Origin of the sequence: Rathayibacter sp. RFBD1, assembly GCF_002932915.1 — a bacterium.
Lineage (GTDB): Bacteria > Actinomycetota > Actinomycetes > Actinomycetales > Microbacteriaceae > Rathayibacter.
Map to the genome: position 1 here is coordinate 1 of NZ_PSWQ01000002.1, position 16,091 is coordinate 16,091.

Here is a 16,091-nt window from a genome sequence, read left to right on the forward strand (position 1 = left end):
CCACGAGGGGGACGGGGAACGGGAACGGGGAGGGACCGGGCGGCGGGCGCCCGATCCCTCCCCGAAGGCGGAGGCTAGGCCTCCTGGTCCTCGCGGCGACGGCTGCGGGCGATCAGGAGCGAGCCGAGGCCGAGGGCGACAGCACCTCCCGAGAGCAGCAGCCAGGAGCCGGTCTCCACTCCGGTGGAGGGGAGGCCGCCGGGGCCGGTCGGTGCGGTGATCGGCGCGGCCGTGGCGGTCGGTCCGGCCGTCGGCACGACGGTGGGCTCCGGGGTCGACGTGGGCTCCGGGGTCGGCGTGGGCTCCGGGGTCGACGTGGGCTCGGGGCTCACGGTCGGCTCGGGCGTCGCGGTGGGCTCGGGCGTCGCCGTCGGCTCAGGCGTCGCCGTCGGCTCAGGCGTCGCGGTCGGCTCCGGCGTCGGCGTGGGCTCCGGGGTCCCCGGCAGCTCGACGTCGGCGCCCTCCGGCGCCACGGCGAGCAGCGCCCGGGCGACGTCGCTGAACGCTCCGACCGGGTGGTTGCGGAACACCGGCGAGGTGCCGAAGAGGAAGCCCTCGGTGCCCGACTCCGTCGAGAACGAGACGGCCGAGGCCTGCCCGGCCGCGTCGCTCCGGGACTGACCCTCGGAGTCGACCCAGTGCCCGGCGACGAACGTGCCGTCCTCCGAGTAGCTCTGCTCGACAGCGACCGACTCGTCGAAACCGGCGAACCACAGTGCCGGCGAGACGAACGCGGTGTCCTGCGGGTAGTCGCCCAGGACTCCGCCGGCGGGCGTCTCGACCGAGACGATGCCGTTGGAGCCGCTGGTGCCGGTCTGCGCGGTCAGCTCGGCCAGGCCGAAGTCGGACACGAAGGCCGCTCCAGCGCCACCGCGGCCGACGACGTCGCCGCCCGCCGCGAGGAACTCCTCGACCACGGTGCGGCCTGCGGCCTGCTCCGGGGTGAAGGAGAGGGCGCGTCCCACGTAGAGCACGTCGGCACCCTCGAGGGTCGCGGTGCCCGCGGTGAGCGCGGCCGCGTCGACGGCGACCGCATCGGCGAAGCCGAGCTTGGCCAGCGCGTCGCGGTCCTCGTTCGTGCCGGAGTAGGCGACGCGGAGGGCGTCGAGCGCCTTCCCGTCCTCGGCGCGCACGCGGTCGGCGGTGGTCGCCGTGAAGTCGACGCCGAAGACGGCGGCGGCTCCCTCGGCGGCCGTGAGCCCGGCGGCGTCGGCACGCAGGGCGATGGTGCCGTCCTCGAACTGCTCGAGGGCGACCCCGTCGGCCAGCAGCGCGTTGACGGCCTGGTACTCCAGGACGCCGCGCGGCTCGAAGGCGAGGTAGTCGGCGTCTGCCGGGACGGAGCCGACCGGAGCGACGGCGGTGACCGGCTCCAGGCCGACGGCCGGAAGGGCGTCGGTGGTGGAGCCGATCGCCTGCACGTCGGCGCCCCAGAGGAGCGAGAGGCTCCAGGCCGAGACGTCGTACATCTCGGGCACGCGGCTCGAGATGTCGCTGCCGTCGGCGAGGAGGACGTTGGCGAGGCCGCGGACCGACTGGTGCATGTCGACCAGGTAGGTGCCCGCGGGGTAGGAGACTCCTCCGACGCTCGTGGCGGCCGTGGTCCGCGACACCTCGACTCCGTGGGCGAGCAGCTGCGCGACGAGTGTCTCGGCGTCCGAGACGGAGCGCTGCGTGCCGTCGACGGGGATGACGTAGGCGCGCGGGTACTCGGTCGTGTAGACGTCGGTCTCGTCCCAGATCTCGGTCCACTCGGTCGGCACGCCCGCGGGCAGGTCGGCCGCGGAGACGTCGGCGGGGATCTCGACGGCGGGGGCGCCGGTGACGCCGCGCTCGAAGATGGCGACCTGGTTGCTCAGGAGCGCGTCGCGGTTGGCCTCGATGTAGTCGACGGAGGCGTCCATGACGATCCCGGCGACCTCGACGTCGATGTCCGCGTTGGCCTGGCCCTGGGCGATCTCCTCCGGAGTGCTGTTGGCCGTGCGGCCGAGCGGAAGCTCCACCGTGTTGGTGATCGCACCCTGGAAGGCGACGTACTGCGGGGCGAAGATGGGGGGCCAGTCGTCCCAGCCCGCGCGGATGTCGCGGTAGGGGATGAGGATCTTCCCGGTGTTGTCCGTGGTGGCGCTGCCGTCCTCGGCGAGGTAGGTGTTGCCGGGCACGTCGGCCTCGACGACGCGGCGCTCGATCTCGAGCGCGGTCGCGTAGGCGTGCGGGAGGAAGAGGTCGTACTCGTAGTTCTCGCCGTGCGGCGGGCCGCAGGGCTCGACCTGGAGGATCCCGGTGTAGCCGTGGATGTCGATGAAGTACGTGGGCTGGAGCACGCTCGAGAGGTCGCGGATCACGGCCGCCTCGCTGGTGGCTCCGGTGATCATGTCGCGGTTCGGGTCGTAGCCCGCGGCGACGGCGCGCTGGCCGAGGGCGCGGCCGTCGGGGTTGTTGGTGACGGTGAAGTAGAGGCGGTTGCCCTCGAGCAGCGCCTCGGTCTCCGCGTCCTCGGCGGTGGCGACGCCCTCGATGTACTCGAGGATCGCGTCGCTGCCCTCCCACTCGTTGCCGTGGATGTTGCCGTTGAACCAGACCGGCACCTTGTAGCCGTCCATCAGCTCGGCGTCGGCGGCCGCGGCGGCGGGCTCGTACTTGAGCCGGTCGCGCCACTCGGCCTGCTGCGCCGTCTCGGCCTCGGTCTCGGGGGCGGTGATGGTGACCAGGTAGATGTCGCGGCCGAGGCCGGACTTCCCGACCACCTGGGTCGAGACCCTGTCGGAGCGGGCGGCGAGCGCGTTCAGCTGCGGCGCGATGGCGTCGTAGGGGGTGACTCCGCGCAGGAGCGAGGCGTCGGTCGGGTCGACGGGCACCTCGGTCAGCGGGGTCTGCTGCGGGTAGCTGGTCGGCACCGCGATCGGAGCGGACGGCGGACGCACGATGTCCACGCGGGTGTAGTCGGCGGGTGCTGCGGTCGTGGCGGTCGCCGGCGGGGCGACCAGGAGACCGCCGGCGGCGAGCGCGAGCGCGGCGCATCCGGAGGCGAGGGCGGTTCGAGATCTCAAGCGGAGTTCTTCCCTTGTCGAGGCGTGACGGAACGGATCGGGCCCCCGTCGGCGTCTGGATCTCCGAATCGGATGTGAACCCTCTCAGGAAGATAGAGGCTCCATGTTTCCGTCACGTGTCGGCCGGGTCACCTCCGCGAGATGCCTCTTCGGTACGCCTCGCCCGGCGACTCGAGTGCCCGAGTGGCATCCGGCGAGAGGAGGAAGGAGGGCCCGGTCAGAGGAAGAGGGAGAGGACGAGCGTGGCGCCGAGCGCGAGGACGGAGGCGAGGGAGACGCCGACGGTCACGGACTTGAGAGCGCCGCGGACCGACTGACCGAGGAAGCTCTGCAGCAGCCAGAAGGTGTTCGAGGTGACGTGGATGCAGAACAGCGCGCCGGAGCCCGCGGCGAGTGCGATCAGCAGCGGGTCGAGGCCGAATGTCGCGGCGACCGGCGCGACGACTCCGGCCGCCGTGATCGCCGAGAGGGTGACCGAGCCGACCGCGATGTGCAGCACGGCCGCCATCACCCAGACGAGCAGCAGCGGCGCGGTCGCCGAGGTCGAGAAATAGCCCTTCAGGATCTCGCCGAGGTCGCCCTGGGCGATCACCGCGGCGAGCGCCCCGCCGACGCCGGTGAGCAGGAAGATCTGCCCACCATCCTGGAAGCCCTTGGCGACCGCTTTCTCCATCCGCGCGGTTCCCACGGTGGACCGGCCGACCACTCCGGTGCCGATCACGGCGAGGAGGAGCGCGATGACGGGGTTCCCGAGGAACTGCAGCACCGGCAGCTCGACCCCGGAGACGGTGAGCACCGCCTGCGCGGCGATGAGCAGGAGGGCGAGGAGCATGGGCGCGAAGAGGAGCAGGAGCGGGCGCTCGCGGGCGGCGTGGGCGTCCTGCGCTCCGGCGGGACCCGCCGCGTCCTCGACGGACGAGCCGGACGAGCCGCCCGATGCCGCTCCGGCTCCGCCCGAGGACGCCCCGCCGCTCCCCCGCGCTCCGAACGACGGCAGCCGTCCGCCGTCCGCGGCGGGCGACGCCCCCACCGTCGCGAGCCCGGTCGTGTCGTCGCGCACGACCAGCTGCTCGTCGCGCGCCGGGTCCCAGAAGCCGAGGCGGAACGCGAGCGACATCAGCAGGATCGTGACCACGACCGTCGGCGCCACCACCGCGAATCCGCCGAGCATCATCACGCCCAGCGGCACTCCGAGCAGCCCCGCGAGCGCGACCGCGGCGAAGCCGGGCACCATCATCACGATGCCCGTCTCGAGCCCGACGGCGAAGGTCACGGCGACGATGCCGGTGCCCGCGCGCCCCAGCCGCGGCGCGATCCGGCGGGCGAGCGGGGCCGCGATCACGATCAGCGCGTCGACGAAGATCGTCTGCAGGTAGGTGGCGAAGGAGAGGCCCAGCGCGTAGGGGATCCCGCGGCGGCCGAAGACGCGCAGCAGGCCCTCGACGAGCCGGACGACGGCGCCCATCTCGTTGAGCATCGCGCCGATGAGCACGCCCCAGCCGATCAGGAGGCCCGCCTCCATCATCACCTCGCCGAAGCCGGTGGTCATCGTGGAGACGGTGTCGACGGGGCCGAGCCCGGTGAGCAGGCCGATCGCGGCGGCTCCGACGGCCAGCGCCAGCACCGGGTTGAACCGGAAGCGCACGATCGCGACGACCACCACGACGATCACGAGGGCGACGACGCCCAGGGTGTACCACTCGGGCATGACGTCCTCCTCCGCCCGCGACTGCGCGTGCCGTCACACCCTAGGGGACCGCCGCGCACCCCCTCGCCCCCGCCGGGCACGGGGCCCTAGCGTGGACGCATGGCACTGACGCTCCCCGAGCCCCGACTCCCCTCCCTCCTCGACTCCCCCGTCCTGCGCTGGGGGGTGATCGCGCCCGGCTCGATCGCCGGCTCGTTCGTCGAGGCGCTGCAGAAGCACACCCGGCAGCGCGTGGTCTCGGTGGGCTCCCGCTCGCTGGAGCGCGCGGAGCGGTTCGCGAGCCGGTTCGGGATCGAGCGGGCCTCGGCCGGCTACGAGGCCGTGGTGGAGGATCCGGAGGTCGACGTGGTCTACATCGCGTCGCCGCACTCGGAGCACGCCCGACAGGCGCTGCTCGCCATCGCCGCGGGCAAGCACATCCTGGTCGAGAAGCCGTTCGCGCCGACCCCGGGCGAGGCCGAGATGATGGTGCACGCCGCGCGCGACGCCGGAGTCTTCGCGATGGAGGCGATGTGGATGCGCTACCTGCCGCACATGGACGTCGTGCGGCAGCTGCTCGCCGACGGGGCGGTCGGCGCGCCCGCCGTCGTCTCGGCCGACTTCGGCGCCGCCTTCGACTTCGACCCCTCCAGCCGGATCTTCGACCCGGCGCTCGCGGGCGGCGGCCTGCTGGACGTCGGCGTCTACGCCTCCTCCTTCGTCTCGATGGTGGCGGGCACCCCGCAGAGCACCGTCGTCGCCGGCAGCATGACCTCGACCGGCGTCGACGCGACCGCGACGATCGTCGGCAGCCACGCGCACGGGGTGCAGTCGGTGGCCACCTCGACCGTGCTGGCCGACACCCGCCACGCGGCGAGCGTCGCGGGGCGGGCGGGGCGGATCGACGTGCACCCGTCGTTCTGGACGCCGGGCGGCGTGACGCTCACCCGCGGCTCCGAGAGCGGGTCGTGGATCGACGAGACGCCGCTCCAGGGCGGCGAGGGCCTCGCCTGGGAGGCGCTGCACGTCGCGCAGTACGTGACGGAGGGGCGCACCGAGTCGCCGCTGCACCCGCTCGACGAGGTGGTCGCCGTGGTGCGGACCCTCGACGACGCGCGCCGCCGGCTGGGCGTCTCGGTGTAGGGCGGGCGGCGGGAGACCGCCGTCCCGGCCCTCAGCCCGCCGGCAGCTCGACGCGGAAGCTCGTGCGCCCCGGCTCGGACGCGACGAGGACGCGCCCGCCGTGGGCGTCGACGACCGCCGCCACGATCGCCAGGCCCAGCCCCGTCGATCCGGTCGTGCGCGCTCGGGAGGAGTCGCCGCGGGCGAAGCGCTCGAACAGCACCGGCACCAGCTCCGGCGCGATGCCCGGGCCGGAATCGGTGACCGTCACGACTGCGATCGGCCGCCCCTCCGACACCTCCTCGGCGAGGGCCGCCACGACCCGGGTGCCGGGGGGCGTGTGCACGGTCGCGTTCCGCAGCAGATTGGCGACCACCTGGTGCAGCCGGAAGCCGTCGCCGCGGATCTCGATCGGCTCCTCGGGGAGCTCGAGGTCCCACTCGTGGTCGGGGCCCGCGGCGTGCGCGTCCGAGAGCGCCTCGATCACGAGCAGCGTCAGGTCGACGGGCTCCTTCTCGAGGTCGCGGCCCTCGTCGAGGCGGGCGAGCAGGAGGAGGTCCTCGACCAGCGAGGTCATCCGGGTGGCGGCGGACTCGATCCGATCGAGGGAGTAGGCGGCCGACTCCGGCAGCTCGGTCCCGCCGCGCCGGGGCAGCTCCGCGTAGCCGCGGATCGCCGCGAGGGGAGTGCGCAGCTCGTGCGAGGCGTCGGCGACGAACTGCCGCACCTTGTCCTCGCTCGCCTGCCGCGACTCCAGAGCACCGGTGACGTGGTCGAGCATGCGGTTGAAGGCGGCGCCGACGCGGCCGACCTCGGTGCGGGTGTCGGCGTCCTCCTCCGGGACCCGCTCGACCAGCTCGACGGCGCCGCGGTCCAGCGGCAGCTCGGCCACGCGGGTCGCCGTCGCCTCCACCCGCTCCAAGGGCCGCAGTGCCACGCGGATGATCGCGGTGGCGACGAGGGCGACCAGCAGCATCGCCAGCAGCACCACCACGACGACCACCCAGGTGAGGGAGGCGAGCGTCTCGGCGACCTCGCCCAGGGGGACGCCGACGACGACGACGGAGCCCTCGACCGCCGCCGCGCGCACGCGGTAGGTCCCGAGGCTCCCGGGCAGCTCGATGGTCGCCTCCTCGCCCCCCGCGGCGACGGCCGCCGCGAGCACCGAGTCGGCCGGGTCCGAGAACTGCCGGCAGACCCCGTCGGCGTCGACGTAGGCGCCGATGAAGGAGCCGTCCGAGCCCTGGACGGCGGTGATGGTGCTGAGGTTCTGGCTCGGGCCGCCGCCGAAGGATCCGCTCGGGCAGGTCGTGGCCTGCTCGATCGCGCTCGACCCGCCGAAGCGGCTCGGCTCGTCGAAGTCCTGGAGGCGCGTGACCGACTGGCTGAGCGACGCGTCCGTGCTGCCGTAGAGGATCGACCGCGCCGAGAGCACGCTCACCGCTCCCACGACGCCCGCCGTCACCGCGACGAGCGCGACCACGGCGACGACCATCCGCCGCCGCAGAGTCCACGGCGCGCGCCGGCCGCGGCGGGAGCCGCGGAGGGCGGAGCGGGTCGCGAAGTCGCCGAGCGACGGGCGGCCGGTGCGGCTCACTGGTCGGCGGGCTTCAGGAGGTAGCCGGCGCCGCGCACGGTGTGGATCATCGGCGAGCGGCCGGCGTCGATCTTCTTGCGCAGGTACGAGATGTAGATCTCGACCACGCTCGACTTGCCGCCGAAGTCGTACGACCAGACCCGGTCGAGGATCTGGGCCTTGCTGAGCACGCGGCGCGGATTGCGCATCAGGAAGCGCAGCAGCTCGAACTCGGTGGCGGTCAGCTCGATCTCGTCGCCGCCCCGGCGGACCTCGTGGCTGTCCTCGTTCAGCACCAGGTCACCCACGACGACCTCGGGGTCGTCCGCGTCGTTGGCGAGCAGGGTGCTGCGGCGGATGAGGCCGCGCATCCGGGCGACCAGCTCCTCGAGGGAGAAGGGCTTGGTGACGTAGTCGTCGCCGCCGGCGGTGAGCCCGGCGATCCGGTCGTCGAGCGCGTCCTTCGCGGTGAGGAAGAGGACCGGGGTCTCGCTGCCGTCCGCGCGGACCCGCTGCAGGACCTGGAGGCCGTCGATGTCGGGGAGCATCACGTCGAGCACGATCACGTCGGGCCGGAACTCGCGGGTGATCGTGATCGCGGCGCGGCCCTCGGCGGCGGTGCGCACCTCCCAGCCCTCGTAGCGCAGCGCCATCTGGAGCAGGTCGGTGAGGGTGCTCTCGTCGTCGACGACGAGGACGCGGATCGGCGTCCCGTCGGCCCGCTTCAGGCGGGTGCGCTGCGCGGGGGCGAGGTGCTTCGAGGGGGCCGGGGTGCTCATGACTCCAGTATCGGGAGTTCCCTATGGATCGGCTATGACCGGCCGATGCCGTCGCTGTGCGCTCCCGATGCGTCCTCCGCGGGATCGGCGTCGAGCTCCTCCGGAGCGATCGCCGCGGTGCGCGCGTAGCCGCGGACCCGCCGGTCGATGAAGGTCGCCGCCCAGAGCAGGACGCCGATCACGAGCAGCACCCCCGCGATCCCGTACTGGGCCGTGTCGCGTCCCGAGGTGATCGGCAGCACCAGGTAGACGCAGGCGATCGTGCCCAGCACCGGCAGCACGGTGGGGGTCCGGAAGTGCCGGTGCTCGACCGGCTGCCGCCGCAGCACCAGCACGGAGACGTTGACGACGGCGAAGACCGCCAGCAGGAGGAGCGACGTGGTCCCGCCCAGCAGCACCGCGATGGGGTCGGAGGGGTCGCGCGACACGTAGGCGGTGAGGAGCAGGGCGATCACCGTCGTGAAGAGGATCGCGGCCCACGGCGTGCGCCGTCCGCGCAGCACGTTCTGCAGGAACGGCGGCAGCACGCCCTGGCGGCTCATCCCGTAGAGCAGGCGGCTGGCCATCATCATGTTGATCAGCGCGCTGTTGGCCACGGCGAAGAGCGAGATGAAGGGCAGGAGCGTCGAGATCGGGAAGTCGGGCGCCGCGGCCTCGACGACCGTGACGAGCGGAGTGTCGTTGCCTGCCAGCTCCCCCACGGGGACGATCGCGACGGCGAGCGTGGACACGAGCACGTAGACCACGGCGGTGATGCCGAGACCCGTGAGCATCACGCGCGGGAAGATGCGGCTGGGCTCCTTCGTCTCCTCCGCCATGTTCACGGAGTCCTCGAATCCGACCATCGCGAAGAACGCCAGCGAGGTCGCGGTGCTCACCGCGAGCAGCAGCGACTTGTCCTCCGGCGCCTCGAACGCGACCACCCGCGAGAAGTCGGCCTGCCCGCCGAACACGGCGAAGAAGCACACGAAGATCACCAGCAGCAGGCCCGAGAGCTCGATCAGGGTGAGCACCACGTTCAGCCCGACGCTCTCGGCGACGCCCCGCAGGTTCACCAGGGCGATGCAGACCATGAACACCAGCGCGATGCTCAACCGCGTCCCCGCGCCGTCCCCGAGCCCGAAGCCGATCGCGAAGTTGCTCGCGAAGGCGCCCGAGGCAGCGGAGGCCGAGGTGATCCCGCTCGCCATCACGGTGAAGCAGACGAGGAACGTGACGAAGTGGATCCCGAACGCCTTGTGCGCGTAGAGCGCGGCGCCCGCCGCCTGCGGGTACTTCGTCACCAGCTCCAGGTAGGAGCAGGCGGTGAGCGTGGCGACAACGAACGCGATCACGAAGGGGAGCCACGCGGCCCCGCCCACCTCGGCCGCGACCTGCCCGGTGAGGGCGTAGATCCCGGTCCCGAGGATGTCGCCGACCACGAACAGCAGCAGCAGCTTGGGGCCGAGCACCCGCTTGAGCTCGGGCGGGGCGGACGTCTCTCTCGTGGCGGTCATCGTCGGCCCCTCCCGTTGCGGATGAGCGCGAGCCTACGACCGCGGGCACCGCCCCGGGAAGAGCGGGCGCCCGGAGAGCAGGAGCCGACGACACCCACCACTCTGCCGTCGCGCCGTGCGCAGCGCAGCCTCCACCTCGCCGGCGGGAGGCTGCGCGAGGCCGGCTGACCGGATGCTGCCACGGCCGGAGCCTGCCCGGACGTCCCGTGGGCCCCCGACCCTCCGCCCCGCGCGGAGCCGGGGGTCCGCCGCATGTCCGGATGCTGCCGTGCCCGGATGCTGATCTGGTGCCGCCGACGGGCCTCCGCGAGGCTCGGAGGACCACGACGAGAGGACGCACCATGACCGCCACTGCACCCGCCGCCACCCCGCACCTCGGCCCCGTCGCCGCCGGAGGCGCCCTCGCCTGGGCCGCGCTGGCCGCGCTGCTCCTGCTCGGGGAGCCGCACCCCGCGGCGGTCCTCCTGCTCGTGCTCGCCGCCGCCGCCGCGACCTCGCTGAGCGTCGTCGCCGTCGCCCGCCGGCAGCCCCCCGCCCGCCGTACCGGAGTCGTGATCGGTCTCCTCGCCCCCCTCCTCGCGAACGCCGGTCTCACTCCGCTCGCCGCGCTGGTCGGCCCGGCCGTGTTCGGAGCGGCGGCGCTGGTCCTCGCCGGTGAGCTCGCCGTCGTCGCGGTTCTCGCGCGGCGGCGCTGAGTGCGCGCCTCCTACACTCGGGAGGGTCGGGAGAACGGGGGGCCGCCGGTGCTGAGCGAGAACGCGATCGCGCTGTACCTGCACGCGTCCGTGCGCGGAGACTGGTCTCTCGAGAGCGCGTCGGACGAGCTCGGCGTCACCGTCGACGGCCTCCGCGAGGCGCGTGACGAGCTGATCGGGCTCCGGCTGCTCGCTCCGCTGCACGCGGGGGCGGAATCGCTCGCCACGGCCGCACCGGACATCGCCCTCGCCGAGCTGATCGCCGAGGACGAGCGGCGCCTCCTCGAGCTGCAGACCGGGATCACCCGCCGCCGCAGCGAGCTGATGGCCCTCGTCCCCGCCTACCGGAGCGCCCGCAGCGCCCTCGCCGCCGCGGAGCAGGTGGAGGTGATCGAGGACCCGGCGACCGTCCTCCGGCTGCTCCTCGACCTGCAGCGCGGAGCCTCGGAGGAGGTGCTGATCGCCGCTCCCGGCACCAGCAGCGTGGAGCGGCACGAGGCGAGCGACGCCGTCGACCGCGAGCTGCTCGGGCGCGGCATCGCGAGGCGGACGCTGTACCACGACCGCCGCCGCGACAACGCGGCTCTCCGGCGCTCGGTCGCGGAGCTCGAGCCGCTGGGCGCGCGGTTCCGGACCCTCCCGACGCTGCCCTTCCGGCTGGTGGTCTTCGACCGCTCCCTCGCGATCGTCGCCCGCTCCCGCGACGAGGACGACCGCGCCGCCCTGGTCGTCCGCTCCCCCGAGCTCGCGGCGACCCTGGCGCGCGTGTTCGACGCGGCGTGGGAGTTCGCAGCGCCCCTGCACGCGGCAGGTGCCGAGGAGGAGCCCTCCCTCTCCGCGGTGCAGCGGTCGATCCTGCAGGGCCTCGCCGCCGGGCTCACCGACGAGGCGCTCGCGGCACGGCTGGACCTCAGCGTGCGCACCTGCCGTCGGCACATCGCCGGTCTCTTCGAGCTGCTCGGCGCCGAGAGCCGCTTCCAGGCGGGCGTGCTCGCGGCCCGGCGGGGCTGGCTGCCGATCCGGCCGCGCTGACGCAGGCCGTCGGCGAGCTCAGCGCCGCGGAGCCGGGCGCCGTCCGTCGAGGGCCCGCTCAGCCCGCGTGCGCTCCGAGGAACGCGAGCGCCCGCGGCCAGGCGTCGGTCGCCGCCTCGGCCTGGTAGGTCTGCTCGTTCGCGTCGTTGAAGAAGGCGTGGCCCGCTCCCGGGTAGACGACGACCTCGACGTCCTTGCCCTCGGTCGCCTCGCGGAGGCGCGGCACCTGCTCGACGAGGGGAGCGTCCTGATCGCCCAGGAACGCCAGCACCGGCACCTGCAGCGCTCCGAGCTCCTCGGCGGACGCGGTGACGTGCCCGTAGAACGGCACGGCCGCCGCCAGCCGCGGCTCGGCCAGCGCGAGCGCCCACGAGAAGGTGCCGCCGTAGCAGAACCCGGTGACGGAGACGCTGGTCGCGCCCTCCTGGCGCAGGAGCCGCTCGACGAGGGCGCGGAGGATCGCGACGGTGCGCGTCGCGTGCTCCGGGGTGAAGACGGGGGCGAAGAAGGTGCGCAGCTCGACCTGGCGCGGCAGGCGCCGCACCGGGTGGTCGTAGTCGGCGCGCTGCTCCTCGTCGAGCTGCTCGAGCAGGCCGCTGTCGGCCAGGAGCTCGGGGGCGACGACGCTGTAGCCCTCGGCCGCATAGCGGTCGGCGACCGAGCGGATGTGCCCGTCGACCCCCCAGACCTCGTGGATCAGGATCAGCGCCCGGCCGCCCTCACCGCTGCGGTACACCGGTACGTCGTGCTCGGCCAGGGTCCAGGTCTCATCGCTCGTGGGCATGCTCGCACCCTAGCCCCGGAGCCCGGGAGCACGCGTCGTCAGAAGTCGTACTCGCAGTTGCGGAGGTTCGCCACGTCCTCGGTGAGCGTCGGCTCCCCGCCGAGCAGGAACGCGTAGTTCTTCGAGTTGGAGGCCAGGAAGCGCAGCGTCGAGTCGTGCACGCAGTCGCGCTCGGTCAGCAGCACGGACGAGCCCAGGGCCGCCGCCGTCGTCGCTCCCGAGAGGGCGTCGGCGAAGGAGGACCCCGCGGCGAGGAAGACGCTGTCCTGCAGCAGCGACTGGGGGTAGGCGCTGTTCAGCTCGACACTGGTCTCGTAGCGGTCGCGGCCGGCGATCCTCGAGACCGAGGGGGCGAGGCCGCGACGCGCGAAGTCCGCCACGTACGCGTCCCGGATCGAGGGGTCGCCGCCGAGGAACTCCACGTGCTCCGGCGCCAGGGCGCGCACCGCGGTCGCGGTCGCGGAGTCGGCGCCCGAGGTCGCACCGTCGACCAGCAGCACGGGCTGCGCACGCCAGCCGGCGATCGGCGCGGCCGACAGGGCGTCGGGGAAGTTCGTGCCGGTCGCGACGAACATGTTCGAGTAGGGGCCGGCGCCGAAGGCGTCCGCGACGATCCGGCGGGAGGTGTCGTAGCGGTCCGTCCCGCCGATGCGCTCGGTGCGGCCGACGATCGAGCGGATCGCGGCCAGGACCCCGGGGCTCACGCTCAGCTCGCTGCCGACGACCACGACCCGCTCCGGGCGGAGGCGGCGGATCTCGTCGGAGACGACCCGCGGCAGGCGGTCGGGATCGGTGAGCAGGAGCGCGCCTCCGAGTGCGGCGGCGGCCGGGCCCGCGCTCAGCGCGTCCGGCCAGTTCGCCCCGCTCGCCACGTAGAGCACCGGGATGCCCGGGGAGAAGTAGCCCGTCGCCTCCACCGAGGTCGCGTAGCGGTCCGATCCGGCGAGGCGGCCGGTGTACTGCTGGTAGTCGCTGCTCAGCGAGAGGTCGATCCCGGCGGCCGATCCGCCCACCGGGACGCGCACGTCGCCCGCGTCGCCCGAGCGGAGGACGTGGTCCCAGTAGCTGTCGTCGATCACGTCGTCGCGGCTCGACGCCCGGACGAGGTAGTCGCCGGGGACGACCTGCTGGAACGAGTACGGGTTGTCGCCGCCCGTGATCAGGTCGAGCTCGCCGGTGCGGAAGTAGCCGTCGGTTCCCGGGTCGCGGTACCAGATGTCGACGCGCTGGTCGCCCGCGACGCCGCTCAGGCGTCCCTCGAGCGAGCCCAGCCGTGCGGTGCGCAGCTGCACGCCGGCCGCAGGGGCCTGGAGCGGCTCGGCGCTGCGGGCGACGGCGCTGCCGCCGGACCAGAGGTCGGCGTACAGGTCGGCGTTGTCCTTGATCAGCAGGTAGTAGGTCTGCCCGGCGGTGAGCCCGTCGATGCTGAAGGTGAGGTCGCCGGCGACGGAGTGGTTCCCGAGGAGCCCCGCCTCGCTCGACCAGACCTCGACGTTCAGGAGGGCGCCGCGGGGAGTGGTGGTCGCGATCGAGCCGTCGGCCTCCTCGACCACGACACGGCCGCTGATCGACGCTGCAGCGCTCGCACGGGCGGCGCTCGGCGCCTCGTCCGGCACGGCGGGCAGGGGGGACTCGGCGCTGGGCTGCCAGAGAGGCTGCCCCTCGGGGAGCACGATCGAGCGGGGCGCGTCGGAGGCGGCGCCGAATGCGGCGACGGGGGCGGCCGACGGCGCGGCCGCCGATGCGGCGGAGGCGAGCGGGCTGGAGGTGATCGCCAGGGCGGCGACGAGGACCGCGGAGGCGGCGGACCTCAGAACGAGCGGGGACACGGCGGAGTGCCTGCTTCCAGGAGGAGGTCGCCCTGCGGCCGACCCGGCGGAGGGGATCGCGCTCATGCTAGCGGTGGCCCGCGCCCCGTCGTCCTCCCCGATCCGGGGTCAGGAGACGGGCGGCGCGACCAGGATGTCGTCCCACTCCAGAGCACGCTCGAACCGGAAGCCGTGCCGCTCGTAGAGGCGGCGGGCGTCGCTGCGCTTCAGCACGTCGAGCCGGAAGGGCAGACCCGGCCGCGCCTCCTCCGCCATCACCCGGCGCAGGACGGCGCCGCCGACTCCGCGTCCCTGTGCGTGCGGCGCCAGGTAGAAGTGCTCGATCCAGACCGCGTCCGGCTCGACCCGCGCGGCGATGCTCCCGGCGAAGGCGCCGTCGAGCTCGATCACCCGGGTGAGCTCGGGCCGGTAGCCGTCGAGGAAGCGGTGCCGCACGCGGTGCTCGTCGTAGCGGTCGAGCGTCTCGAGCGACGGGCGCATGACGACCGCGCGCAGCTCGGCGATCGCCGCGGCGTCCTCCGCGGTGGCGGGGCGGAGCGACCAGCCGGCGTCGTCGGCCACGGTCAGCGGCCGCGGGGCTTGCGGGTGCGCCGCACCGCCGGCGCGGACGCCTTGGCGCGGGCCGGCTTCTTCTTGCCGCCGCCGGCCCTCTCCGCCTTCTCGCGCGCCTCCCGCGCCTTCGCCTTGGCGGCCTTCGCCCGCGACTCGACCTTCGGCGTCGCGGCGGTGCCGCGCGTGGTGTTCGCGCTGCGGCCGCGGACGACTCCGATGAAGTCCTCGACGTCGTCGCCCTTGTCGTCCGTCACCCAGGCGAGGCGGACGGAGGAGGGAGCGACGCCGGTCACCGGCACCGCGGTGACGTCCTTGCGGCTGTGCACGCGCGCCACCGACTGCGGCACGATCAGCACGCCCACTCCGGCCGCGACCTGCTCGACCGCGTCGTCGAGGCCGGCCATGCGCGGCAGCGGGCGCCGCGAGCCGTCCGCGAGCTCCTCGGCGACCGCGGCCCACTCCGGCACGTCCTCCGGGTCCTGGAGGAGGTGCTCGCCGGCCAGCTCGGCGACGTCGAGCTCCTCCGCGGCGGCCAGGACGTGCTCGCGGCCGACGACGGCGACGGGCAGCTCGTCGTAGAGGTGGATGGAGCTGAGGGCGGAGGAGGAGACGTCGCCGCGGACGAACGACAGCTGCGCGCGGCCGTCGAGCAGCGCCTGCTCCTGATCGCGCTCGGCGACGACGGTGATGCGCAGCGGGAGATCGGAGCGGCGCTGGCCCCAGACGCGGGTCCACTTGGTGGGGGTGACGCCGGGCACGAGGGCGACGGCGAGCACGGGGCCGGCGGGGACGGCGTCCTCGGCGTCGGAGTCGGCGGCGTCGACATCGCTGTCCCCGGCGTCGCTGTCCTCGGAGTCGAGGTCGTCGGAGTCGCCGTCCTCGGAGGCGCCGTCCGTGTCGTCCGACTCGGTTCCGGCTCCGGCGCCGACCGCGCCCGATCCGGCCGACGCGTCGTCCGCCGCCGCGTCCGCCCCGCCCTCCGGACGCTCCTCCGCCTCGGGAGCGGCCTGCGGGTCGACGGTCTCGGGCTGCTCGCTCATCCCCTCAGGGTAGGTGGTCCGCGCCGCGCCGGTAGGGTTGCCGCATGGCCAAGGCGACACAGACGATGAAGGCTGCGACCGCGGCGAAGAAGCTGCAGGTCTACCTGCCCGCGACCCCGGAGGAGTTCCAGGAGTCGGCGATCACGCGTGAGCAGTACGACGAGCTCGCCGCGAACCCGCCCGCCTGGCTCGTGCAGCTGCGCGAGGAGGGGCCGCACCCCCGCTCCGTCATCGCCTCCCGGCTGAACGTCTCCATCTCGGGGCTCGCCCGCGGCGGGGTCACCGAGGCGCTGACCACTCCCGAGATCCAGGCCCTGCTCGACGAGGTCCCCGAGTGGCTGCGCGTCGAGCAGAACCGCTACGCGGAGGTCCGCCGCGAGCAGGCCCGCATCAAGTCCGAGCGCGCCGCCAAGGCCGCCGACTGACCCCACCCCCGCCTGCAGGACCCC

At 73.9% G+C, this 16,091-nt stretch carries 13 protein-coding genes; 4 read left to right on the forward strand and 9 right to left on the reverse strand.

All coding sequences use genetic code 11. The annotated features are described in order from the left end of the window. Positions 1 to 74 precede the first annotated feature (74 nt). Both C5D50_RS00105 and C5D50_RS00110 read right to left on the reverse strand, forming a co-directional pair. Positions 75 to 3,050 (reverse strand): M14 family metallopeptidase, encoded by a 2,976-nt coding sequence (locus C5D50_RS00105; RefSeq protein ID WP_104282403.1) that lies wholly within the window; start codon positions 3,048 to 3,050, stop codon positions 75 to 77. Positions 3,051 to 3,267: 217 nt separating this feature from the next. After that, complete coding sequence (locus C5D50_RS00110) at positions 3,268 to 4,758, reverse strand: GntP family permease (protein ID WP_104282404.1); 1,491 nt, start codon at positions 4,756 to 4,758, stop codon at positions 3,268 to 3,270. A gap of 99 nt (positions 4,759 to 4,857) precedes the next feature. Here C5D50_RS00110 and C5D50_RS00115 point away from each other — a divergent pair, with 99 nt between their 5' ends. Then, on the forward strand, positions 4,858 to 5,880 hold the full coding sequence (locus C5D50_RS00115) for a Gfo/Idh/MocA family protein (RefSeq protein ID WP_104234222.1): 1,023 nt from the start codon (positions 4,858 to 4,860) through the stop codon (positions 5,878 to 5,880). Between the two features lie 31 nt (positions 5,881 to 5,911). Here C5D50_RS00115 and C5D50_RS00120 read toward each other — a convergent pair whose 3' ends face one another. The 3 genes from C5D50_RS00120 to C5D50_RS00130 are packed head-to-tail and all read right to left on the reverse strand — an operon-like array spanning position 5,912 to position 9,710. Then, positions 5,912 to 7,456: a cell wall metabolism sensor histidine kinase WalK gene (locus tag C5D50_RS00120; RefSeq protein WP_219814675.1), complete on the reverse strand. Its 1,545-nt coding sequence runs from the start codon at positions 7,454 to 7,456 to the stop codon at positions 5,912 to 5,914. Continuing rightward, positions 7,453 to 8,214 carry a response regulator transcription factor gene (locus C5D50_RS00125; RefSeq protein WP_104223650.1) on the reverse strand — a complete coding sequence of 254 codons (762 nt, stop codon included), beginning with the start codon at positions 8,212 to 8,214 and terminating at the stop codon, positions 7,453 to 7,455. Before C5D50_RS00125 ends, C5D50_RS00120 begins: the two co-directional genes overlap by 4 nt. A 32-nt stretch (positions 8,215 to 8,246) precedes the next feature. After that, the gene (locus C5D50_RS00130) at positions 8,247 to 9,710 is read right to left on the reverse strand and encodes an APC family permease (protein WP_104247764.1); all 1,464 of its coding nucleotides are present in this window, start codon (positions 9,708 to 9,710) and stop codon (positions 8,247 to 8,249) included. Between the two features lie 341 nt (positions 9,711 to 10,051). Between C5D50_RS00130 and C5D50_RS00135 the strand changes: the two genes are divergently transcribed. Both C5D50_RS00135 and C5D50_RS16750 read left to right on the forward strand, forming a co-directional pair. After that, complete coding sequence (locus tag C5D50_RS00135; RefSeq protein WP_104227061.1) at positions 10,052 to 10,405, forward strand: hypothetical protein; 354 nt, start codon at positions 10,052 to 10,054, stop codon at positions 10,403 to 10,405. Between the two features lie 48 nt (positions 10,406 to 10,453). Beyond that, complete coding sequence (locus tag C5D50_RS16750) at positions 10,454 to 11,437, forward strand: LuxR C-terminal-related transcriptional regulator (RefSeq protein ID WP_104282407.1); 984 nt, start codon at positions 10,454 to 10,456, stop codon at positions 11,435 to 11,437. 58 nt (positions 11,438 to 11,495) lie between these two features. Here C5D50_RS16750 and C5D50_RS00145 read toward each other — a convergent pair whose 3' ends face one another. The 4 genes from C5D50_RS00145 to C5D50_RS00160 form a co-directional block, all read right to left on the reverse strand. Beyond that, positions 11,496 to 12,221, reverse strand: a complete 726-nt coding sequence (locus C5D50_RS00145) for a dienelactone hydrolase family protein (RefSeq protein ID WP_104282054.1) — start codon at positions 12,219 to 12,221, stop codon at positions 11,496 to 11,498. A 38-nt stretch (positions 12,222 to 12,259) separates the two neighbouring features. After that, positions 12,260 to 14,050, reverse strand: coding sequence for a cell wall-binding repeat-containing protein (locus C5D50_RS00150; protein ID WP_104282408.1), 1,791 nt, complete (start codon positions 14,048 to 14,050; stop codon positions 12,260 to 12,262). A gap of 108 nt (positions 14,051 to 14,158) precedes the next feature. Beyond that, entirely contained in the window at positions 14,159 to 14,611 is a 453-nt protein-coding gene (locus tag C5D50_RS00155; protein ID WP_258061255.1) for a GNAT family N-acetyltransferase, read from the reverse strand. Between the two features lie 2 nt (positions 14,612 to 14,613). Further along, the gene (locus C5D50_RS00160) at positions 14,614 to 15,642 is read right to left on the reverse strand and encodes a LysR substrate-binding domain-containing protein (RefSeq protein ID WP_104288914.1); all 1,029 of its coding nucleotides are present in this window, start codon (positions 15,640 to 15,642) and stop codon (positions 14,614 to 14,616) included. Between the two features lie 44 nt (positions 15,643 to 15,686). Between C5D50_RS00160 and C5D50_RS00165 the strand changes: the two genes are divergently transcribed. After that, entirely contained in the window at positions 15,687 to 16,067 is a 381-nt protein-coding gene (locus C5D50_RS00165; RefSeq protein WP_104223641.1) for a DUF5997 family protein, read from the forward strand. The last annotated feature ends 24 nt before the right edge of the window (positions 16,068 to 16,091 follow it).

Coding starts and splice junctions, on each gene's coding strand:
- C5D50_RS00115 (WP_104234222.1), top strand. CDS start 4,858: ATGGCACTGACGCTCCCCGAGCCCCGACTCCCCTCCCTCCTCGACTCC.
- C5D50_RS00125 (WP_104223650.1), bottom strand. CDS start 8,214: ATGAGCACCCCGGCCCCCTCGAAGCACCTCGCCCCCGCGCAGCGCACC.
- C5D50_RS00165 (WP_104223641.1), top strand. CDS start 15,687: ATGGCCAAGGCGACACAGACGATGAAGGCTGCGACCGCGGCGAAGAAG.
- C5D50_RS00135 (WP_104227061.1), top strand. CDS start 10,052: ATGACCGCCACTGCACCCGCCGCCACCCCGCACCTCGGCCCCGTCGCC.
- C5D50_RS00145 (WP_104282054.1), bottom strand. CDS start 12,221: ATGCCCACGAGCGATGAGACCTGGACCCTGGCCGAGCACGACGTACCG.
- C5D50_RS00160 (WP_104288914.1), bottom strand. CDS start 15,642: ATGAGCGAGCAGCCCGAGACCGTCGACCCGCAGGCCGCTCCCGAGGCG.
- C5D50_RS00110 (WP_104282404.1), bottom strand. CDS start 4,758: ATGCCCGAGTGGTACACCCTGGGCGTCGTCGCCCTCGTGATCGTCGTG.
- C5D50_RS00130 (WP_104247764.1), bottom strand. CDS start 9,710: ATGACCGCCACGAGAGAGACGTCCGCCCCGCCCGAGCTCAAGCGGGTG.